Here is a 21133-nt window from a genome sequence, read left to right on the forward strand (position 1 = left end):
CAGCCCCGGGCCTGTCCTCGCCCGCTAGCGGGCGAGGCGGGCGATCCGGCCCTTCTCCCCCGAGGCCCAGCAGGCGCCGTCGGCGGCGCAGTCGACGGTGTCGTACGAGCCGGTGTCGACCGTGCGCCAGGTGCGGCCGCCGTCCGTGGTGAGGTCCGTGCCGGTGGGGCCGACCGCGAGGGCGGTGTCCTCGCGGTGCGGGAGCCAGGCGACGCCCGAGCGGTAGGCGGGCGGCGGGGTGGCGGACGCCGTCCAGGTGCGGCCCGCGTCGCCGGTGACGGCGGCGGCCCGCGGCGAGGGCTGGTCCTTGCGGTAGTCGCCGCCGACGGCGATGCCGTGGGCGCGGTCGCGGAAGGCGAGGCCGAAGACGCCCTTGGCGCCCTCACCGGCGGGGAGGGTGGTGTCCGTGGCGGTCCAGGTCAGGCCGCGGTCCGCGGAGTGCAGGACCCGGCCGCTGGCGCCGCCGCCGGTCGCGAGCCACGCGTCCTTCGGCCCCGCGGAGACCAGGCACTGGCCGCTGGCCGCGAACCCGGCCTCGCCGGGCAGCGCGGCGGGCATGCCCTCGTTCGGCAGGACCCGCCAGGACCGGCCGCCGTCGGCGGTGGACAGGATGCGGTACCTGCCGTCGACCGGGTCGCTCATCGCGAGGCCGTGCCTGCGGTCGAAGAAGGTCATGCAGTCGTAGAAGGCCCGCGGGTCGGTGTTGCGGAAGGACTCGGTCCAGGTCGCCCCGCCGTCCTCGGTGCGCAGCACCCGGGAGGCCTCCCCCTCGCCGATCGCGAGGACCACGGCCCGGCGGGCGTCGAAGGCCTCCACGTCGCGGAACTCCAGCTCCGCCGCCCCCGGCGGGGAGACGTTCCGCCAGCTCCTGCCCCCGTCGGTGGTGCGCAGCACCGTGCCCTGGGAGCCGGCCGCCCAGGCGGTGGACCGGTCCACCGCCGCGAGGCCGCGGAAGCGGGCGTCGGTGTCGGTGCGGGTGAGCCGCCACCCGGCGGGCTCGTGGCCGGGCGCGGCCTGCGCCGGGGCCCCCAGGGCCATGGCGAGGGCAGCCCCCGCCAGTCCCACGGCCGTCATTCGTCTCGTGTTCCCCATGGACGTCATGGCGCCGGAAGCTAGCCCACCCCGAAGATCCCGTCCAGGGTGCGTACCCCGCCGCCCCTTCCTAGGCTGGGCGTATGAGCGAACCCACGGCAGAGGAAGAGCCGAGGATCAAGGAGTACGACGGCGAGGGCATCACCGTCACGTACGAACCCCGCCGCTGTCTCCACGCCGCCGAGTGCCTCCGCGGCCTGCCGAGCGTGTTCGACCTGGGCAAGCGCCCCTGGATCCAGCCCGACCAGGCCCCCGCCGACCTGGTCGCCGAGGTCGTCCGCCGCTGCCCGTCCGGGGCGCTCCAGTACCGCCCGGCCGACGCCTCGGCCGAGGCCGGGGACGTCCCCACCACGGTGCGGCGCATGCCGGACGGCCGGCTCGTGGTCCGCGGTGACCTCCTGGTCCGCGACGAGCAGGGCGGACGGCACGAGACCCGGGCGGTGCTGTGCGGCTGCGGCGCCTCCGGCAACCAGCCGTACTGCGACCACTCCGGTCCGTGCGCGGGCGGCGAGTTCGAGCCCTTCGAGCAGGCGGAGAAGGCCTAGGACCGGCCCTTCGCGGACATCCCGGACGCGGCGGTGACACAGCTCACGTACCCCCGCAGTGCACGATCCGGCCCCGCGGTTCGTCTCTTCTGGTGTCAGGGAGACCAGGAGAACGTAGCCGCGCAACAGGAGGCTGGCCTTGTCCACCGTCATCGAGCAGGCCGTCCAGGCCCGGCTGGTCGCGTCCGTCCCACGGATGGAGACCGTGTCCGCCACACTCCGTTACGACCGCGAGGACCCGTTCGCGGTCCGCATGGCCTTTCCGCCGCCCGCGACCCTGGAGGGCGTCGAGGTGTCCTGGGCCTTCGCGCGCGAGCTGCTCGCGCAGGGGATCGACGAGCCCGCGGGGTTCGGGGACGTGCGGCTGCGCCCGTACGGCTACGACCGGACGGTGGTGGAGTTCCACGCGCCCGAGGGTGTCGCCATGGTGCACCTGCGCACGTCCGAGCTGCGCCGCTTCCTGAAGGCCTCGCAGGTCCTGGTGCCGCGGGGGCGTGAGCACCAGTACCTCGACTGGGACGGGAACCTCGCCCAGCTCCTGGAGGAGCGCCCGTGAGGCGTGCCGGCTAATTCGATTGCGGTCTCCCCCGCCCGCTGCGTACCGTCCTGACCTGGCCCTGTTTGTCGCCCGATCGGAGAAGGCCGTTGCTCGTCTGAGGTTGCGAGACACCGTGCCGCGCGTGCCGCCCCGCCGCCGCGTGTGCCGTCCTCGACCTCGGCGTACGAGCGCTGCTCCGCTCTCCCCTTCCCGCCCGCGCCCCGGTGTCTCCCGCGTAGTCCTCATCCACGCCCCTGCCACCGGGAGGCTCTCATGGCGCCCCGCCCCACCTTCGTCACCTGCACGTCCCTCTCCTTCTCCTGGCCCGACGGGACCCCGGTCCTCGACGACTTCCGGCTCGCCGTGGGGGCCGGCCGGACCGGTCTGGTCGGGCTGAACGGTTCGGGGAAGTCCACCCTGCTCAAGCTGATCGCCGGCGAGCTCGCCCCGGCCTCCGGCACCGTCCAGGTCGCGGGCGAGGTCGGATACCTCCCGCAGAACCTGGTCCTCGACACCGGGCTGCGGGTCGACCGGGCCCTCGGCATCGACCGCGCCCGGGCCGCGCTGCACGCGATCGAGGCGGGCGACACGTCCGCCGAGCACTTCACGGCCGTCGGCGAGGACTGGGACGTCGAGGAGCGGGCCCGCGCCGTGCTCGACCGGCTCGGTCTCGGGCACGTCGGGCTCGACCGCACGATCGGCGAGGTCTCCGGCGGCGAGTCGGTCCTGCTCCGGCTGGCCGCGCTGCTGCTCGCCGAACCCGAGGTGCTGCTGCTCGACGAGCCGACGAACAACCTGGACCTGTTCGCCCGCCGCAGGCTGTACGAGGCGGTGGACGCCTGGCCCGGCGTGCTGATCGTGGTCAGCCACGACCGCGAACTCCTGGAGCGGGTCGACCAGATCGCCGACCTGCGGGACGGCGAGGTCGCCTGGTACGGCGGAGCCTGGTCCGACTACCGGGCGGCGCTCGCCGCCGAACAGGAGGCGGCCGAGCGCATGGTGCGGGTCGCCGAGGCCGACGTACAGCGTCAGAAGCGGGAACTGTCAGACGCCCAGGCCAAGTTGGCCCGGCGCAAGCGCTACGCGCAGAAGAGCGCGGAGAACAAGGTCGTGCCGAAGGTCGTGGCGAACACCCGCAAGGCCCAGGCCGAGGTGTCGGCGGGCAAGCACCGCCGGCTGCACGCGGACCGGCTCGCCGAGGCGCGCTCGCGGCTCGACGCGGCGGTGGAGGCGGTGCGGGACGACGACGAGATCCGGATCGAGCTGCCGTACACGACGGTCCCGCCGGGCCGGGAGGTGCTGCTGCTGCACGACCTGGAGCTGCGGTACGGGGCACGGGTCGCCGGCGAGTTCGAGCTGCGGGGTCCGGAGCGGGTGGCGCTGGTCGGCCGCAACGGGGCCGGCAAGACGACACTGCTGCGGACGCTCGCGGGCGGGCTCGATCCGGTCGCGGGCGAGGCGGTGGCGCGGGTCCCGCTGCGCTTTCTTCCGCAGCGGCTCGATGTGCTGGACGACGGGCTGAGCGTGGTGGAGAACGTGGCCCGGCTGGCGCCCGGCGCGACGCCGAACGCGATCAGGGCGCGGCTGGCCCGGTTCCTCTTCCGGGGCGCCCGGGCCGATCGGCCGGTGGGAACACTGTCCGGCGGCGAGCGGTTCCGTGCGACGCTGGCGGCGCTGCTGCTCGCCGAGCCGGCGCCGCAGCTGCTGTTGCTCGACGAGCCGACCAACAATCTGGACCTGGCGTCGGTACGGAGCCTGACGGCCGCGCTCGACGCGTACGAGGGGGCACTGGTCGTGGTCAGTCACGACGTGCCGTTCCTGGAGTCGCTGGGGATCACCCGCTGGCTGGAGCTCGACGGCGAACTGCGGCCCACGACGGCCGAGGCGGTACGGGAGGGGGCGCTAGCGGTGGAGTAACGCCCAGGACTTGGTGCCGCCGCCCGGGGTGAGGACGGGGGCGAGCCCCCAGTCCCCGCCGTGCGCCCCGACCGCCGCGGCCAGCAGCCACATGCTGCGGCTGCGGCGGTCGCGGCAGGCGTCGGCCTCGTCCGGTGCGGGGTGGGCCGGATGCTGGTCGTAGAGGACGATCCGCAGCGCGTCGAACTGCCAGCGCACCCGCAGGACCATCTCGCGGTCCGGGGTGAAGCGGTACGCGGCGGAGACGAGTTCGGAGGCGGCGAGGACCGCGGTCTCGGTGAGTTCGGCGAGGCCGTGGCGGTCGACCAGGGTGCGGATGGAGTCTCGGGCCAGTCCGGCGCAGTAGGCGCCCCCGGGCAGGAGCATCGAGTAGCTGAGGTTCTCGGTGGCGGGGGGTATGGGGCCGGCCGCGACGGCGGACGGGAGGCAACGCAGTGCGCCCTTCATCGGTTTTGCTCACATTTCCTGTGCGTGTGGGGGTGCTCACACGTCGAACACGATTGCCCCGTGTGAGACTTGCGCTACCGACCGTAGCCTAGAACCGGAGCACGGTGCTACTACTTGGCAGTAGATACCCGCACTTATGCCGAACCGGGCCATTTCTCCGGACCGCGAGCCCGGAACCGAAGGGGGAGAACGAGCGTGCCGCCAAGGAGCACCCCGACCGCGCGCCAGCAGCGACTCGGACACGAGCTGCGCAAACTGCGCGAACAGTCGGGCATGTCGGTCCAGCAGGCCGCCGCCCTCCTGGGCGTCGACCGCACCCGCATCCCCAACATCGAGTCGGGACGCTTCGGCATCAGCGCCGAGCGGGTGCGCACGCTCGCCTTCAACTACGGCTGTCCGGACACCCCCCTGATCGACCTGCTCGCCGCCATGGCCCAGGAGCGCGACCGCGGCTGGTGGGAACAGCACCGGGGGCTGCTGCCGCCGGCACTGATCGACATCGCCGAACTGGAGTTCCACGCGGCGGAGTTGCACACCGCCGTCACGACGCACCTCCCCGGCCTGCTGCAGACCGAGGAGCACGCCCGGGCCGTCTTCGACACCGCCGACCCACCACTGCCCGGGCCCGACCTGGAGGCCCGGGTGGACCTGCGGCTGCGCCGCCAGGAGGTACTCGACCGGGACCGGCCGACGCTCTACGGGGCAGTGATCCACGAGGCAGCGCTGCGCATGCAGTTCGGCGGCCCGAAGGTCGCGCGGGCGCAGCTGGAGTACATCCTGGAGCGCTCGGAGCGGGACACGATCTCCGTGCGGGTCATCCCGTTCACGGCGGGGGGTTTCCCCGGGGCGGGTCAGTCGTTCACCTGTGTGTCCGCACCGGTGCCGCAGCTCGACACGGTGCAGCTCGACTCCTCCCACGGCTCCATACTTCTCGACACCGATATGCAACTGCGGCGCTATCGCGGCCTGTTGGAGCGACTGAACGGACTGGCCCTGCCACCGTCCGCCTCCCGCGACTTCATCCGCACCCTCGCCCAGGACCTCTGAAGGACCCCCCACCATGAACCTCACCGACCACCCCGCCGCCGCCCGGGAGATCGCCTGGAACCAGGCCTTCTGCAGCGAGGGCGCCAACTGCTTCCGCTTCGGCCTCGACGACTCCGGCCGCGCCTACATCGGCTCCACCCTCGCCCCCGACGCGTACGTCAGCGATTCGGTCGAGGCGCTGCGGGCGCTGATCTCGGCCGTGAAGGCCGGCGCCGCCGATCATCTGCTCTGAGTAGCCGCGCCGGGGCCCGCCCGCGGGCCCGGACTCCCGTGACCTGGGTCTCCCGCCACCCCGCGGGAACTGGGGGCATGACGGAACGTGACCGGGTGTTTCCGGGACGGGCTTGGCCGCCCCCTTATCGGGGCTTTAACCTACGGTCTCGTAACCTACGAGTGCGTAGGTAGTTCCGTATGCCCCCTCTCCGTCCCCAGGAGTTCCCGTGACGCTCACCTCTCCCCACCTCGGCAGCTCCGCAGGGTGGACCGACGCGCGGCTCCTGTACGCCTTGGAAGAGGTCGTGGAGACGGAGCTCAACCGGCACCTGAAGGTCACCAAGGACTGGATGCCGCACGACTACGTGCCGTGGTCGGACGCCCGGAACTTCCCGGCCCTCTTCGAGGACGGCGAGGCCTGGGACCGCTCGCAGTCCAAGGTCACCGACATCGGCCGGATCGCCCTCGTGGTGAACCTGCTCACCGAGGACAACCTCCCGAGCTACCACCACGAGATCGCCAGCCTCTTCGGCCGCGACGGCGCCTGGGGCACCTGGGTGCACCGCTGGACCGCGGAGGAGGGCCGGCACGGCATCGTCATGCGCGACTACCTGCTGGCCTCGCGGGCGGTCGACCCGGACGAGCTGGAGCGCTTCCGCATGGCGCACATGAGCGAGGGCTTCGAGTCGGACAACCGGCACTCGATGCTGCACTCGGTCGCGTACGTGGCCTTCCAGGAGCTCGCCACCCGCATCTCGCACCGCAACACCGGCCACCAGTCCGGCGACCCCGTCTGCGACCGGATGCTGGCCCGCATCGCGCTCGACGAGAACCTGCACATGGTCTTCTACCGCAACCTGCTGGGCGCGGCCTTCGAGATCGCCCCCGACCTCACCATGCAGGCCGTGCGGGACGTCGTCGTCGGCTTCCGGATGCCCGGTCACGGCATGCCCGGCTTCGAGCGGGCCGCCGCCCAGATGGCGATCGGCGAGATCTACAACCTGCGCATCCACCACGACGACGTGCTGCAGCCGGTGCTCCGCTTCCTCAAGGTCCTCCAGATCGACGGCCTCGGCCCCGACGGGCTGCGGGCCCAGGAGGAGCTCGGCCTCTACATGAACGGCCTGGACAGCGAGGCGGCCAAGTTCGACGAGCGGCTCGCGGCGCGCAAGGCGCGCATGGCGGCCCGCGAGGCGGGCTGAGCCCTCACCCGAGAGGCGCCGGAGGCGGTCAGCCCCGGCGCCGCTTGAGGCTGATCCGCTCCTTCTCCGAGAGCCCGCCCCACACGCCGAAGCGCTCGTCGTGCGTCAGCGCGTACTCCAGGCACGCCGCGCGGCCCGGGCACGCCCCGCAGAGCTGCTTCGCCTCGCGGGTCGAGGAGCCGGGCGCCGGGAAGAAGAACTCCGGCCCCGCCTGCGCGCACAGCGCGTCCTCCTGCCAGGAGAGGTCCGGGGCCCCGAGGGTCTGCGGGGCGAGAAGCATCGTGTCGGTCTGCATGGGAAGAGACTCCCGCGGCCGCCTAAACGGGCCATCAACGTCCGATCAACGCGGCGCGCCGAGGACCGGCGGGACCGTTTTTCCGGCGCCCCGTCCGCTCCGGCGCGCCTCTCCGCCACGCCCTCCCGGCGGGTTCCGGCCAACTTCGACGCGTCTCCCACGATGTGGGATCCCACATGAACGGCATGTTTCCGACCTCGTCCTGATGCTGCCTCGGCTCCCGCCATATGGGAGCGTGGGAGGCCGTTGAGAGCATGCGGCGAGGGGGAGCGAACCACATGACGACCGAGGCTGGACCGGTCCGCGCACCGGCCGGGGCCCAGGCGGTGCGCCGGGCCCTGGACGTCCTGCACTGCTTCCACGACAACGGGCCCGATCTCAGCGCCTCGGACCTGGCGCGCCGGCTCGCCCTGTCGACGTCGACCGCGCACCGGCTGGCCAGGACGCTGCTGGGGGCCGGCTTCCTGGAGCAGGACGCCCGCACGGCCCGCTACCGGCTCGGCCCGGCCGTCACCGAGCTGGGTCGGCTCTCGTACCACCAGCGCGGGCTGCACCTGGCCGCGCCGGAGCTGAGCGACCTGGCCGCGCGGACCGGGGCCACCGCCGACCTGGCCCTGCGCGGCGGCGCGTACGCGGTGATCGTGGCGGGCGGTTCGGTCACGCCGAAGACGGGACTGCGGCGGCCGCTCCACTCGACGGCGCTCGGCAAGGTGCTGCTCGCCTGGCCGCGCCCGGGGAGCCCCGGCGAATCCGGCGGCCTCGCGGGCGAGCTGGCCCGGGTGCGGGAGCAGGGGTACGCCCTGGACGACGGCGAACCGGCGCTCGGGACGCGGACCCTCGCGGTGCCGGTCCTGGAACGGGCCGGGCACGCGCGCTTCGCGCTCTCGGTGCGGGCGGCGCCGTCGCTGATCACCGACGAGCGGCTCGACTGGTTCCTGGCCAGGGCCCGGGCCTGCGCCCGCGCCCTGGAGGTGCTGCTGCTCGCACCGGGCGAGCGGCGCACGCCGGAGGCGTAAGCCCCCGCACGAGGGCCACCGCGCACAGTGTCCGCACGATCGTGCGTTCAGTACGATGGGGTCATGAGCGGCAGCACCAGCACCGACGGGCGCGTCGAGCGCGGCAACCAGACCCGGCGGCTCGTCCTCGGCCGCACGATGGACATCGCCTCGGTCGAGGGCCTGGAGGGCCTGTCGCTCGGCCGGCTCGCCACCGAGCTCAAGCTGAGCAAGAGCGGTGTCTTCGCCCTGTTCGGCTCCAAGGAGGAGCTTCAGCTGGCGACGGTACGGGCGGCCGCCGCCGTCTTCGCCCGCCGGGTCGTGACCCCGCTGGCCGAACTGCCGCCCGGCCCCGGCAAGGTGTGGGCGCTGTGCCGCAACTGGCTCGCGTACTCCGCGGAGCGGGTCTTCGCGGGCGGCTGCTTCTTCTACGCGGTCTCCGCCGAGTTCGACGCCCGCACGGGCCCGGTGCACGACGCGATCGCGCGGGCCCGGCAGGAGTGGATCACCTACGTGGAGGGGACGGTCGACGAGGCCCGGCAGGCCGGCGGTCTCGTCGAGGACGTCGACGCCCCGCAGCTCGCCTTCGAGATCATCGCCCTGATGGAGTCGGCCAACGCCCAGTCCGTCCTGCTCGCCGACCCCTCCGCGTACGAGCGGGCCCGACGCGGCATCGTCCGCCGCCTGCGGGCCGAGGCGACGGACGGGGCACGGGACGAGATCGACGCCGCCGGGGCCTGATCCGGCGGAAGGTCAGCGGGAAGCGGCCTCGGCCGTCACGGCAGGCGCGTCGGCGAGGCCGGCGGCTTCGGCTGCTCCAGCCGCTCCGGCTGCTCCGGCTGCTCCGGCCACGAACTCCACGGCCTCGGCGACGACCTGAGTGTCCATCAGGATGCGGCGATGACCGAGGCCCTGGGTGACCACGAGCCGGGCGCGGGTGCCGTGGGCCTTCCGGATGACGTGGGCGTGGGCGAGCGGCACCAGGTCGTCGGTCTCGTCGTGGATCAGTAGGAGGGGGGCGCCGAGGTCCTCGGGCCGCCAGGAGGCGTCGAAGTGGCCCCAGACGCCGGGCTCTTCGGGGGCCAGCTTCCGCTCGACGTGCCGGCGCATCGCGGCGAGCGCGCGCTCCCCGAAGCCGCTCATGACCTGGAAGGCGTCGGTGAGCAGGCCGAAGGAGCCGACCCCGGCGATGCCGACGAACCGCTTCGTCCGGACGCCGTCGCGGAGCGCGAAGAGCGAGGCGATGACGCCGAAGGAGTGCGCGACGACGGCGTCGAAGTCGCCGTGGCGGGCGTGCAGTTCCCGGATGATCTCGCGGTGTTCGAGGATGTTGCTCGCCCGGCCGGTCGCCTCCCCGTTCCCGGGGGCGTCGAAGGCGATCGGGCTGTAGCCGCGGGCGAGCAGCGCCTCGGCGAAGGCGGCGAGCCGCGAGGCGCGCGAGGACCAGCCGTGGACGAGCAGGACGGGCCGTTCGCCGTCACCCCAGGCGTACGTGACGGCCTCCTTGCGGCCGACCCGTATCCGGTCGACGCGGGCGGTGCCCATCAGGCGCTCCTCTGCCGGTTTGACGCGGACCCGCCCGAGGGGGCGGACGAAGAGGTGGAAGACGGCCCGCCCGGTCGGCCCCGGGGCGACGTGCGCGGTGGCGTTCAGTGCGGTGCGGGCCAGCAGGGCCATGGGATGCATGCCGGATCTCCTCGATCGTTCTCGCGCGCCCTCGACAGGAAAAATGCTAGCACGATCGTTCGTTTAGTTTCAGTCGCACGGAAAGGGCAGGTGAGCGCGGCGAACGGGCGCCGCGCTCACCGCCTCACTCGGTTTCCTTCTTCGCCCGGCTCGGCTGGACCCGCTTCGGCTCGCCCGGCATCTTCGGGTACTCCGGCGGATAGGGCAGGTCGCCCAGGCCGTGCTCCGCCTCGTCGCGGCGGGCCAGCTCCAGGAGCGGCTCCAGGCTGAAGCGCTCGTCGTCCATGTCCGCGTGCACGTCGCCGAGTTCGGCGTACCGCTGCGGCATGGTGCGGATGTCGAAGTCGCGCGGCACGGCGTCGTCGATCTCGTCCCAGCGCAGCGGCGCGGAGACCGGGGCGTGCGGGCGGGGGCGGACGGAGTACGCGGAGGCGATGGTGCGGTCGCGGGCGGTCTGGTTGTAGTCCACGAAGATGCGCTCGCCGCGCTCCTCCTTCCACCACTTGATCGTGACCTGGTCCGGCATCCGCCGCTCCAGCTCCCGGCCGCAGGCGATCGCGGCCCGCCTGACCTGCGTGAACGTCCAGTTCGGCAGGATCGGCACGAAGACGTGCAGCCCGCGCCCGCCGGAGGTCTTCGGCCAGCCGCGCAGCCCGTGCTCGTCGAGGACGGCCCGCAGCTCGTGGGCCGCGCGGACGGCGTCGGCGTAGTCGGTGCCGGGCTGGGGGTCGAGGTCGATGCGCAGTTCGTCGGGGTGGTCGGTGTCCTCCCTGCGTACCGGCCAGGGATGGAAGGTGACGGCCCCGAGGTTGGCCGCCCACAGCACGGCGGCCGGCTCGGTCGGGCACATCTCGTCGGCCGAGCGCCCGCTGGGGAAGGTGATGTGGGCCGTCGGGATCCACTCCGGGAGGTACTTCGGCGCCCGCTTCTGGAAGAAGGACTCCCCCGTCACACCGTCGGGGTAGCGCTCCAGCGTGGTGGGCCGGTCCCGCAGGGCGCGGGTGATGCCGTCGCCGACCGCGAGGTAGTAGCGGGCCATGTCCAGCTTGGTGTAGCCGGGCTCGGGAAAGTACACCTTGTCCGGATGGGACACCCGCACGGTCCGGTCGCCGACCTCGAGCTCCACCGCGTCCGCCTTGCCTGCCATGGCGGCCAGCCTAGGCGGGACGCCCGTAAGCCGCATATCGGCACTTAATGACACCGATCGCCCCGGATCGTCTCTAGAATCGCTCCATGGACCTGCCGGTGATGCCACCTCTGAAGCCGATGCTGGCGAAGGCGGTGAAGAAGATCCCGCCGGGGATGCAGTACGAGGCGAAGTGGGACGGCTTCCGCGCCCTGGTGCACCGGGACGGCCCCGAGCTGTTCCTCGGCAGCCGCACGGGCAAGCCGCTGACCCGCTACTTCCCCGAACTCGTCGAGGCCCTGCTCGTCCGGCTCCCCGCGCGCTGCGTGGTGGACGGGGAGATCGTCGTCGAGCACGACGGGCGCCTCGACTTCGACCGGCTCAGCGAACGGATCCACCCGGCCGCTTCGCGGGTACGGATGCTCGCGGAGACGACCCCGGCGCGGTTCATCGCCTTCGACCTGCTCGCCCTCGGCGACGACTCCTTCCTCGACACCCCGCTCGCCGAGCGCCGGGCCGCCCTCGAACGCGCCCTCGCCGGCGTCGCCGCCCCGGTCCATCTCGCGCCCGCCACCAGGGACGCGGAGCTCGCCGCGCGCTGGTTCGAGCAGTACGAGGGCGCCGGTCTGGACGGCGTGATCGCCAAACCCCTCGATCTGCTGTACCGGCCCGACGCCCGGCTGATGTACAAGATCAAGCACGAGCGCACGGCCGACGTGGTCGTGGCCGGGTACCGCTTCCACAAGAGCGGCCCGGTGGTCGGCTCGCTGCTGCTCGGCCTGTACGACGCCGGGGGCGCCCTCCAGCACGTCGGCGTCTGCGCGGCGTTCACCGCGAAGCGGCGTGCCGAGCTGGTCGACGAGCTGGAGCCGCTGCGCATGGACCCGCCCGACGGGCATCCGTGGGCGGCGTGGGCGGACGAGGCGGCGCACGCGGGGGCGCGGCTGCCGGGTGCGCCGAGCCGCTGGTCCGGGAAGAAGGACCTGTCCTGGGTGGCGCTGCGCCCGGAGCGGGTCTGCGAGGTGGGGTACGACCACATGGAGGGCGACCGGTTCCGGCACACGGCGCAGTTCAAGCGCTGGCGCCCGGACCGTACCCCGGAGTCCTGTGGGTACGGGCAGTTGGAGGAGCCGGTCTCGTACGACCTGAACGCGATCCTGGGGTGAGATGCCCCACACCCCGGAGGTACCGCAACTCCCTTGCGCCGGATCGGCGTTCGGTGGACTGGCGGGCGATCCGGGCGGCGGACCCGCGCGCACCTGCGGGAACGCGCGCCGGCCCGGTCGTACGGACCGTACGGCACGCCGGATCCGGCGCGGGCGTGTTGCCGCGCGGTGACGGACCCGTCGTCGAACCGCTACCGCGATCCGGTACGTATGGAGGGGAGAACCTCTCTCGCCCGACAGACCCACAAGGACTGACCTTGATCGCCTCGCCCTCGCCGCTCGTACCCGTCCCGATCCCCGACAGCGTCGCCGCGCTGATCGGGTCCTGCCTGCCGCTGGACGTGCTCCAGGCCGAGGTCGACGCCGACTGCGCGGCGCGCGAGGTGTACCGCTTCCGGGGGCCGCTGTGCGCGGAGGACCGCGCCGACCGCGAGCACGCGCTCGCCGCGCTCGCCCGGGCCAACAAGGTGCTGGCCAAGCACCATCCGCAGCTGCCGGTGCAGCCGGGGTTCTGACGCCGGGGCGCTGACCTCGGTGCGCTCGCTTCGGGGTGCCGTCCTCGGGGAGCAGGCCTCGGGGCGCTGACGCGGGACCCTCGGGGTGCCGTCCTCGGGGTGCCGTCCTCGGGGTGCCGTCCTCGGGGTGCCCCCTCTCCGTCCCCGCGCCGCTCGGCCGTTCGGGGCGCGGCCCCGGTGCCGCACCGGTTCGGACGTACTCCACATGCGCGTCGCGGCCGCCGGTGTGAGGCTGCGAGGGTGACCACCACCAGCGAAGCCGCTCCCGCGCCCCGGGCCACCGAGCCGCCCGTGCTCGACCGCCGTCGCCGCAACATCGTCTTCGGCACGATCATGCTCGGCGTGCTCCTGGCCGCCCTGGACCAGACGATCGTGGGCACCGCGCTGCCGACGATCGTCTCGGATCTCGGCGGTGCCGCCCACATGTCCTGGGTGGTCACCGCGTACCTGCTGGCCGAGACGGTCGCGACCGTGCTCGTCGGCAAGTTCGGCGATCTCTTCGGCCGCAAGGTGATCTTCCAGATCTCCGCGATCGTCTTCATCACCGGCTCGTTCCTGTGCGGTCTCGCCACCAACATGACGCTGCTGATCGTCTGGCGCGGTCTCCAGGGCATCGGCGCCGGCGGGCTCATGGTCACCTCGATGGCGCTGATCGCCGATGTGATCCCGCTGCGCGAGCGCGGCAAGTACCAGGGCGCCATCGGCGCGGTGTTCGGCGTGTCGACCGTCATCGGGCCGCTCCTCGGCGGCCTGTTCACCGACCACCTCACCTGGCGCTGGGCGTTCTACGTCAACGTGCCGATCGCGATCCTGGTCGTCATCGCCGCCGCCCGCACCATCCCCTCCGTGCGCTCCGTGAGCCGCCCGGTCATCGACTACGCGGGCATCGCGCTCGTCGCCGCCGGATCCAGCGCCCTGATCCTGGCGACCAGTTGGGGCGGGAACGAGTACGCGTGGAACTCGGGCGTCATCATCGGACTGTTCGCCGGCGGTCTGCTCGCCCTCGGCCTGTTCTGCTGGGTGGAGACCCGCGCGGCCGAACCCATGCTGCCCATGAGGCTCTTCCACAACCCGGTCTTCACCGTCTGCTCGGTGCTCAGCTTCGTCGTCGGTTTCGCGATGCTCGGCGCGATGACCTTCCTGCCGACCTATCTGCAGTACGTCGACGGGGACTCGGCGACGATCTCCGGCATCCGGACCCTCCCCATGGTCGTCGGTCTGCTCATCGCGTCCATCTTCAGCGGCAACGTCGTCAGCAAGACCGGTCACTACCGGACCTTCCCCATCGTGGGCTGCCTCGTGATGGGCCTGGGACTGTATCTGCTCTCCCTGATGGAGCCGGGCACCAGCACCTGGCTGGCGTCCCTGTACATGTTCGTCCTCGGCGTCGGCATCGGTCTGTGCATGCAGGTGCTCACCATCGCCGTGCAGAACACCGTCGACTACGCGGACCTCGGCACGGCCACCTCGGGCGTCACCTTCTTCCGTACGCTGGGCAGCTCCTTCGGCACCGCCGTCTTCGGCACCATCTACGCCAACTCCCTCAAGCCCAACCTGACCGAGGGCACCGCCGAGGCCTCGGCGATCGCCGCGGGCCTGGGGCTGGACCCGGCGACCGTCGCCAAGGCCGCGCAGAGCCCGGCCGGCGTCCACGGACTGCCGGACCAGGTGGCGGAGCCGATCGTGCAGGCGTACGCCGACACCCTGCACACCGTCTTCCTCTGGACCGTGCCGGTGGCGGCCGTCGGATTCGTCGTGGCGCTCTTCCTCAAGCAGGTGGCGCTGCGCGACACGGCCCGCGCCTCGGCCCCCGACATGGGCGAGGGTTTCGCCTCCCCCACCGGCAGCGGCGACTCCGCCGCGTACCTGGAACTGTCCGTGGGGCGGATCATCCGCAAGACCGACCTCGACACGGCCCGGCGGATCATCGACAGCTCCGACACCCGGCTCGACATCGCCGGCGCGTGGGCGGTCATGCAGGTGGAGCTCTACACCCGGGTGGTCGGCCACGCCAGCCTCGGCCTGGTCTCGGCCGGCCGCCGCGTGCCGCCGGAGGTGCTGCTGCCGGTCTTCGACCGCATGGTCGACGAGGGCTTCCTCACCCGGGACGGCAGCCTGCTCTCCCACACCACCGCCGGGAAGCGGGAGGCGGACGTCATCACCCGGGCGTGGGGCGACTGGCTGAGCGACCGGGTGGAGCAGGAGCGCGGCCGTCCCAGCGGCCCGGAGCTGCGGGCCGCGACGGACGCCATCGCGAAGAAGCTGATCGCGGAGGACCTGGCACAGGGGCTGCCGCAGGAGGAGCAGGTACCGGTGGGCGCCCCGGCACGGTGACGTGACGGTCCGGCGCGGTGACGTGCCGCTCCGGCCGGGGCCGCCGGAGCGCTCGGAGGAGCCGCGTCTCTCCGATCGGCGCCGCTCCGGTCAGTCCAGGAACTCCCCGTCCACGTACACCCACGCCCCCTCGTGCCGCTCGAACCGGCTCCGCTCGTGGAGTTCGCCCGCCGTGCCGCCCTGGCGGTAGTGGGCCCGGAAGGTGACGGTGCCGTGCTGGTGGAAGGCGGTGCCGTCGCCGGTCTCCTCGATGTCCAGGCCGGTCCAGCGCAGCGCCGGGTCGAAGTCGACGTCCGCGGGCCGGGTCCGCGGTGCCCAGGTGCGCAGCAGGTACGGCTCGTCGCGGGCGACGAAGGCGCTGTAGCGGGAGCGCATGAGCAGTTCGGCGGTGGGCGCGCCGGCCGGTCCGGCGTGGAAGCGCCCGCAGCACGCGCCGTACGAGGCGTCGAGGCCGCAGGGGCAGGGCGCGTCCGGCGTGAGGGCGGGGCGGGCGGGGGCGGCTGGGCGGGCGGGCTTGGTGCGGGCGTTGCGTCGGGACATGCCGTCATTGTCTCGTGCGCGTGCGGGGTCGGGTTCGCGCCATGTGCGGGGCGGGCGGCGCACGGCGCTTCCGGTGTCCGGTGGGCGCCCCTATGCTCCTGCGCCGGACCCGACTGTTACCAGCGGTAAAGGGGTGGGGCATGGAGCGCACGGGCACCTCACGGCGCGGATTCGTGGCGGGCGCGGCGGCGGTCACCGGGGCGGCCGTCGCCGGAGGGGTCGTCGTCGACGCCCGGCCGGCGGTCGCGGCCGAAGCGGCGGCCGGGGCGGCGGCCAGGGCATCGGCGGCACCCTCCGTCGCCGTCCTCGGCGGCGGGGTCGCGGGGCTGACCGCGGCCCATGAACTCGCCGAACGCGGCTACCGCGTCACCGTCTACGAGCGCCGGGCGCTGGGCGGCAAGGCGCGTTCCATGGACGTGCCGGAGAGCGCGCGCGGCGGGCGCCGCCCGCTCCCCGCCGAGCACGGCTTCCGGTTCATCCCCGGCATCTACCACAACCTCCCCGACACGATGCGGCGCATCCCGTTCCCCGGCAACGCCAACGGGGTGTGGGACAACCTCGTGGCCCCGGCCGAGATGTCCTTCGCCCGGACCGGCCGCGAGGACCTGCGCATCCCGCTGCCCTGGCCGGGCCACCGGTCGGCCGAGCTCACCCTCGACGAGATCCGGCGTGCGCTGACCGCCCTCCTGGACACCGCCCGCTCCATCCCGCTCCACGAGGCCGCGTACTTCGTCGACCGCTTCCTCGTCTTCCTCACCAGCTGCGACGAGCGCCGCGACGACACCTGGGAGCGCACGCCCTGGTGGGAGTTCCTGCGGGCCGAGCGGATGAGCTACGACTACCAGCGCGTCCTCGCCGTGGGGCTGACCCGCAACATCGTGGCCACCAAGGCCGAGGAGGCCAGTACCCGCACGGTCGCCACGCTCCTGGAGGCCTTCGCCTTCAACGCGCTGGGGCGCGGCGCCGACGGCCCCCTCGACCGGATCCTCGACCTGCCCACCAACGAGGCCTGGATCGACCCGTGGGTGACCCACCTGACCGGCCTCGGCGTGGAGTTCCGGGTCGGCTGGACCGTACGGGAGCTCGACTACGACGCCACGGCCGGGCGGATCGCGGCGGCGGTGACCGAGGACCCGCAGGGGGTCCGCCGGCGGGTGACCGCGGACCACTACGTCAGCGCGATGCCGGTCGAGCACGCCCGGCGGACCTGGAGCGCCGCCCTGCGCGCGGCCGACCCGCAGCTGGCCCGCTGCGACGCGCTGGAGACGGACTGGATGACCGGCATCCAGTTCTATCTGACCGAGAGCGCCCCGCTGCTCGCCGGGCACGCCAACTGCATCGACTCGCCCTGGTCGCTGACCGCCATCCAGCAGGCGCGGCACTGGCCGTCGCGGTCCTTCGCCGCCGACTACGGCGACGGGACGGTCGTCGACTGCCTGTCGGTGGACATCTCCGAGTGGGACCGGCCCGGCATCCTCTACGGCAAGACGGCGAAGCAGTGCACCCGCGCGGAGGTCGCCCGGGAGGTGTGGGCCCAGCTGAAGGCGGCGTTCAACGACACGGGCCGCACGGCCCTGAAGGACAGTGCCCTGCACTCCTGGTTCCTGGACCCCGGGGTGGACGGTCTCGGCACCCCGAACCCGACCAACGAGGACCAGCTGCTCGTCCACCCGGTCGGCACCTTCCACAACCGGCCGCAGGCGGCCACCAGGGTCCCGAACCTGTACCTGGCGGGCGACTACGTGGCCGTGGACATCGATCTGGCCACCATGGAGGGCGCCAACGCCTCCGCGCGCCAGGCCGTCAACGCGCTGCTCGACCGTACGGGCTCGACCGCCGCCCGCTGCACGGTCCAGCCGCTGTTCCGCCCGCCGGAGCTGGAGGGCCTCAAGCGGCACGACCGGCTGCGCTACCGCCTGGGGCTGCGCAACGCGCTCGACCTGGGGTGAGGGGCGCCGCGCTCCCCGGGGGTTCCGGCGGGGCGTCCACGGGCTGGTCACGGAAACGGACGGGCGGGGCCGAATCCCGTGGCCGCCGCGTCCGGCCGAGTAGCGTACGCGCATGAAACTGACGATTCTCGGAGGCGGCGGATTCCGGGTGCCGCTCGTGTACGGCGCCCTCCTCGGCGACCACGCCGAGGGCCGGGTCACCCATGTGACCCTGTACGACCTGGACGCGGGGCGCCTGTCGGCGATCGCCCGGGTCCTCGCCGAGCAGGGCGAGGGCGTGCCGGACGCGCCGGTGGTGACCGCGACGACGGAGCTCGACGAGGCCCTGCGCGGAGCGGACTTCGTCTTCTCGGCGATCCGCGTGGGCGGGCTCGCCGGGCGGGCCGCCGACGAGCGGATCGCCCTCGCCGAGGGCGTGCTCGGCCAGGAGACCGTGGGCGCCGGCGGCATCGCGTACGGGCTGCGGACGCTGCCGGTGGTGACGCACATCGCGCGCCGGATCGCCGAACTCGCCCCGGACGCCTGGGTCATCAACTTCACCAACCCGGCGGGCATGGTCACCGAGGCGATGTCGCGGATCCTCGGCGACCGGGTGATCGGCATCTGCGACTCCCCCGTGGGCCTCGGCCGCCGGGTCGCGCGGGTGCTCGGCGCGCGTCCGGGCGAGGCGTGGATCGACTACGTGGGGCTCAACCACCTCGGCTGGCTGCGGGGGTTGCGGGTCGGCAGGGAGGATCTGCTGCCGCGCCTCTTCGAGGACGACCAGTTGCTCGGCTCGTTCGAGGAGGGCAAGCTCTTCGGCACCGAGTGGCTGCGGTCGCTCGGCGCGGTGCCCAACGAGTACCTGCACTACTACTACTTCAACCGGGAGGCGGTGCGCGCCTACCGGGAGGCCGAGCGGACCCGGGGCGCCTACCTCCTGGACCAGCAGTCCGGTTTCTACGACGAGATGGCCCGGCCGGACGCGCCCGCCCTGCCCGCCTGGCACCGCACCCTCGCCGAGCGCGAGGCGACCTACATGGCGCACAACCGGGAGGCGGCCGGGGTCGGCGAGCGGGACGAGGAGGACCTGGAGTCGGGCGGCTACGAGAAGGTGGCGCTCGCGCTGATGCGGGCCATCGCCCGCAACGAGCGGGCCACGCTGATCCTCAACGTGCGCAACCGGCACACCCTGTCGGTCCTCGACGCGGACGCGGTGATCGAGGTGCCCTGCTTCGTCGACGCGGCCGGCGCCCACCCGGTCTCCGTGGACCCGCTGCCGTACCACGCGGTGGGCCTGGTGACGGCGGTGAAGGCGGTCGAGCGGGAGGTGCTCGCGGCGGCGGAAAGCGGGGAGCGGGCGACGGCGGTGAAGGCCTTCGCGCTGCATCCGCTGGTCGACTCGGTGACGGTGGCCCGCCGGCTGGTCGAGGGGTACACGGCCGAGCACGCGGGCCTTGCGTATTTGCGTCACTGAACTGGACGGCCGACGAACATCTTTACGGGGTCAGGGGCGCGGCCTAGGCTCGCGCCCCATGACTTCACAGCGACGCAAGGGTGTGCGAAGAGGAGTGGCCCGGCTCGCCGCGGGCTGTCTGCTGGCCGTGGGCCTGGTGGGCACCGGGTCCGTGGCCGGCGGCGGCAGCCCGGCCGCCGCGGGCACCGCGGCGGAGGCGGGCGGGGCGACGGTCGTGCCGGTCCAGTCCACCGGGCCCGCCGACCGGCGGTTCAACCTGGTGGTCATGGGCGACGGGTACACCGCCGCCGAGCTGCCGAAGTTCCGGGCGGACGTCGAACGGCACCTGAGCACGCTGTGGAGCATCGAACCGTTCGCCTCGTACCGCTCGTACATCAACGTGTGGGCGGTGGAGGTGCCGTCGCGGGACTCGGGCGTGGACTGCGACCCGGGGCTCGACGCGCCCGCCCGTGACACGGCGCTCGACATGGGCTTCTGGGGCGGCTGCAACTCCGGCAGCGTGCAGCGGCTGCTCACCGTCGACAGCGCGAAGGCCGCCGCGTTCGCCGATCTCGTCCCGGGGACGAGCCGCGCCAACCGGCAGATCGTGGCGCTGGCGAACAGCTCCACCTACGGCGGCGCGGGCGGGAGTTACGCCACCGCGTCCGGCGGGAACGCGCTGTCCGCGCTCATCACCCCGCACGAGATCGGGCATTCGCTGGGCGGGCTCCAGGACGAGTACGACTACTACGGGCGCGGCGTGCCGGGCGGCGCGTACACCGACGCCGAACCGTCCTCCGCGCACCACACCCTCCTGACGGAGCGGCAGATGCGGGACCAGCGCGCCAAGTGGTGGCGCTGGCTCGGCGAGGAGAGCGAGTCGGGCGGGGTCATCGGCCGCCACGAGGGCGGTCTCTACAGCACCACCGGCGTGTGGCGGCCCAGCCGGCACTCGATGATGAAGACCCTCGGCTACGCCTTCGACCAGGTGGAGCGCGAGGTGATGGTGCGGGCGATCGCCGCGAAGGTGGACCTGGTCCAGGAGCACACCCCGAACACGGCGCCGGTCGGCGCCGACCGCACCCTGTGGGTGGACACCCTGCACCCCGTGGGCGGTGAACTGGCCGTCTCCTGGCGGCTCGACGGACGCCCGCTGCGGACCGGCGGGGCCCGCTCCCTGGACCTGCGCGGTCTGGACCTGGCCCCGGGGCGTACGTACGCGCTGACGGCGACGGTCACCGACCCGACCCCGTTCGTCCGCGACCCCGCGGTGCGCGCCTCGGCGGCGCTGACCCGTACGGTCGGCTGGACCGTGGACCCGGCGCTGAGCACGCCGAAGGACACCACGCCGGCGGTCTTCACCGGGCACACGGCGACCGGCGTCCCGGTGGGCGCGCGGTCCGTCGTGCACGCGGACACCACCCACCCGGCGCGCCGGATCCCGGCCGTGCGGTGGACCCTCGACGGGCGGACGGTGCCGAACCCGGGCAACGACCGCGACCTGGACCTGGGCGCGCTGCGCCTCTCCCCCGGCACGCACACCGTGACGGCCGGGATCCCGGGCACGGACGAGAAGCTGAGCTGGACGGTGGACGCGGTCGCCGCCTCCGCCGGGTACGAGCTGTCGCCGCCGCTGCGTACGGTGAAGCGCCCGGGGCGGCCCGTCGAGTACGTCTACGACGCCGCGTTCACGATGCGGCTGACCGCGCGGGACGACCGGGACGGGGCCGTGGTGAGCCAGTTCCGGGTGGACGGCGACGGCTGGTACACGTACTACGGCTGGCCGACGGACGCCTCGGCGCCGTTCCGCTTCTCGCCCTCGGGCACGGTGATCGACGACCTGGTCTACGGCAAGCTGGGCCGCAGCCGGGCGGTGCCGTGGGACGACGCGACCCCGGACTACGGCACGCACACGGTGGAGTACCGCACGGTCGACGCGGCGGGGAACGTCGGCCCGGCGCGCGGCTTCCTGGTGACGCTGGTGAAGCCGTAGGACGCCGGTCGACCGAGCCGTAGGACGCCGAAGGCCCGCCGGATCCCGGCGGGCCTTCGTGCGTCGTACGTCGTGCGCCGTGCCTCGTGCGCCGTACG

Annotated in this window: 20 protein-coding genes; 14 read left to right on the forward strand and 6 right to left on the reverse strand. The window is 73.2% G+C overall.

From position 1 onward, the window contains the following. Positions 1-24: 24 nt before the first annotated feature. A complete protein-coding gene (locus ACZ3ZE_RS09735) occupies positions 25-1101 on the reverse strand; it encodes a WD40/YVTN/BNR-like repeat-containing protein (protein WP_467258254.1) in 1077 nt (358 codons plus the stop codon). A gap of 74 nt (positions 1102-1175) precedes the next feature. On the opposite strand from ACZ3ZE_RS09735, the gene ACZ3ZE_RS09740 reads away from it, so the two are divergent. From ACZ3ZE_RS09740 to ACZ3ZE_RS09750, 3 genes are all read left to right on the forward strand, one after another. Next, entirely contained in the window at positions 1176-1637 is a 462-nt protein-coding gene (locus ACZ3ZE_RS09740) for a (4Fe-4S)-binding protein (RefSeq protein WP_361174429.1), read from the forward strand. Positions 1638-1776: 139 nt separating this feature from the next. Next, a complete protein-coding gene (gene ssgD, locus ACZ3ZE_RS09745; protein ID WP_361174432.1) occupies positions 1777-2193 on the forward strand; it encodes a spore wall synthesis regulator SsgD in 417 nt (138 codons plus the stop codon). A gap of 255 nt (positions 2194-2448) precedes the next feature. After that, complete coding sequence (locus ACZ3ZE_RS09750; protein WP_361174435.1) at positions 2449-4092, forward strand: ABC-F family ATP-binding cassette domain-containing protein; 1644 nt, start codon at positions 2449-2451, stop codon at positions 4090-4092. Here ACZ3ZE_RS09750 and ACZ3ZE_RS09755 read toward each other — a convergent pair. Further along, positions 4078-4539, reverse strand: coding sequence for an ATP-binding protein (locus ACZ3ZE_RS09755; protein ID WP_442303932.1), 462 nt, complete (start codon positions 4537-4539; stop codon positions 4078-4080). The two genes, ACZ3ZE_RS09750 and ACZ3ZE_RS09755, sit on opposite strands and share 15 nt — an antisense overlap. 195 nt (positions 4540-4734) lie before the next feature. On the opposite strand from ACZ3ZE_RS09755, the gene ACZ3ZE_RS09760 reads away from it, so the two are divergent. From ACZ3ZE_RS09760 to ACZ3ZE_RS09770, 3 genes are all read left to right on the forward strand, one after another. Then, the gene (locus ACZ3ZE_RS09760) at positions 4735-5586 is read left to right on the forward strand and encodes a helix-turn-helix domain-containing protein (RefSeq protein WP_361174441.1); all 852 of its coding nucleotides are present in this window, start codon (positions 4735-4737) and stop codon (positions 5584-5586) included. A gap of 13 nt (positions 5587-5599) precedes the next feature. After that, complete coding sequence (locus tag ACZ3ZE_RS09765) at positions 5600-5818, forward strand: hypothetical protein (protein WP_361174444.1); 219 nt, start codon at positions 5600-5602, stop codon at positions 5816-5818. A 208-nt stretch (positions 5819-6026) separates the two neighbouring features. After that, positions 6027-7001, forward strand: coding sequence for an acyl-ACP desaturase (locus ACZ3ZE_RS09770; protein ID WP_361174446.1), 975 nt, complete (start codon positions 6027-6029; stop codon positions 6999-7001). 28 nt (positions 7002-7029) lie between these two features. Here ACZ3ZE_RS09770 and ACZ3ZE_RS09775 read toward each other — a convergent pair whose 3' ends face one another. Continuing rightward, positions 7030-7296 (reverse strand): WhiB family transcriptional regulator, encoded by a 267-nt coding sequence (locus tag ACZ3ZE_RS09775; RefSeq protein WP_361174449.1) that lies wholly within the window; start codon positions 7294-7296, stop codon positions 7030-7032. 278 nt (positions 7297-7574) lie between these two features. On the opposite strand from ACZ3ZE_RS09775, the gene ACZ3ZE_RS09780 reads away from it, so the two are divergent. Continuing rightward, positions 7575-8312, forward strand: coding sequence for an IclR family transcriptional regulator (locus ACZ3ZE_RS09780; RefSeq protein WP_361174452.1), 738 nt, complete (start codon positions 7575-7577; stop codon positions 8310-8312). 63 nt (positions 8313-8375) lie between these two features. Then, entirely contained in the window at positions 8376-9032 is a 657-nt protein-coding gene (locus tag ACZ3ZE_RS09785) for a TetR/AcrR family transcriptional regulator (RefSeq protein ID WP_361174455.1), read from the forward strand. 12 nt (positions 9033-9044) lie between these two features. Here the strand turns inward: ACZ3ZE_RS09785 and ACZ3ZE_RS09790 are convergent, their stop codons facing one another. Both ACZ3ZE_RS09790 and ligD read right to left on the reverse strand, forming a co-directional pair. Further along, positions 9045-9977 carry an alpha/beta hydrolase gene (locus tag ACZ3ZE_RS09790; protein WP_467258257.1) on the reverse strand — a complete coding sequence of 311 codons (933 nt, stop codon included), beginning with the start codon at positions 9975-9977 and terminating at the stop codon, positions 9045-9047. 124 nt (positions 9978-10101) lie between these two features. Next, entirely contained in the window at positions 10102-11124 is a 1023-nt protein-coding gene (ligD, locus tag ACZ3ZE_RS09795) for a non-homologous end-joining DNA ligase (RefSeq protein ID WP_467258259.1), read from the reverse strand. An 86-nt stretch (positions 11125-11210) separates the two neighbouring features. On the opposite strand from ligD, the gene ACZ3ZE_RS09800 reads away from it, so the two are divergent. The 3 genes from ACZ3ZE_RS09800 to ACZ3ZE_RS09810 all read left to right on the forward strand — a co-directional run bounded on the left by ACZ3ZE_RS09800 (position 11211) and on the right by ACZ3ZE_RS09810 (position 15118). Then, entirely contained in the window at positions 11211-12269 is a 1059-nt protein-coding gene (locus tag ACZ3ZE_RS09800) for an ATP-dependent DNA ligase (protein WP_361174465.1), read from the forward strand. A gap of 260 nt (positions 12270-12529) precedes the next feature. Continuing rightward, positions 12530-12784, forward strand: coding sequence for a hypothetical protein (locus ACZ3ZE_RS09805; protein ID WP_467258567.1), 255 nt, complete (start codon positions 12530-12532; stop codon positions 12782-12784). A 240-nt stretch (positions 12785-13024) separates the two neighbouring features. Then, complete coding sequence (locus ACZ3ZE_RS09810) at positions 13025-15118, forward strand: MDR family MFS transporter (RefSeq protein ID WP_361174468.1); 2094 nt, start codon at positions 13025-13027, stop codon at positions 15116-15118. A 90-nt stretch (positions 15119-15208) separates the two neighbouring features. Here ACZ3ZE_RS09810 and ACZ3ZE_RS09815 read toward each other — a convergent pair whose 3' ends face one another. Continuing rightward, positions 15209-15658 carry a YchJ family protein gene (locus ACZ3ZE_RS09815; protein WP_363293129.1) on the reverse strand — a complete coding sequence of 150 codons (450 nt, stop codon included), beginning with the start codon at positions 15656-15658 and terminating at the stop codon, positions 15209-15211. A gap of 140 nt (positions 15659-15798) precedes the next feature. On the opposite strand from ACZ3ZE_RS09815, the gene ACZ3ZE_RS09820 reads away from it, so the two are divergent. The 3 genes from ACZ3ZE_RS09820 (at position 15799) to ACZ3ZE_RS09830 (ending at position 21035) form a co-directional block, all read left to right on the forward strand. Continuing rightward, positions 15799-17607, forward strand: a complete 1809-nt coding sequence (locus ACZ3ZE_RS09820) for a hydroxysqualene dehydroxylase (RefSeq protein ID WP_467258262.1) — start codon at positions 15799-15801, stop codon at positions 17605-17607. Positions 17608-17719: 112 nt separating this feature from the next. Continuing rightward, complete coding sequence (locus ACZ3ZE_RS09825) at positions 17720-19063, forward strand: 6-phospho-beta-glucosidase (RefSeq protein WP_467258264.1); 1344 nt, start codon at positions 17720-17722, stop codon at positions 19061-19063. Between the two features lie 58 nt (positions 19064-19121). Beyond that, positions 19122-21035, forward strand: coding sequence for a M64 family metallopeptidase (locus tag ACZ3ZE_RS09830; RefSeq protein ID WP_363293131.1), 1914 nt, complete (start codon positions 19122-19124; stop codon positions 21033-21035). Positions 21036-21133: the final 98 nt, after the last annotated feature.

The sequence above is a fragment of the Streptomyces sp. NPDC023157 genome, from assembly GCF_055560575.1.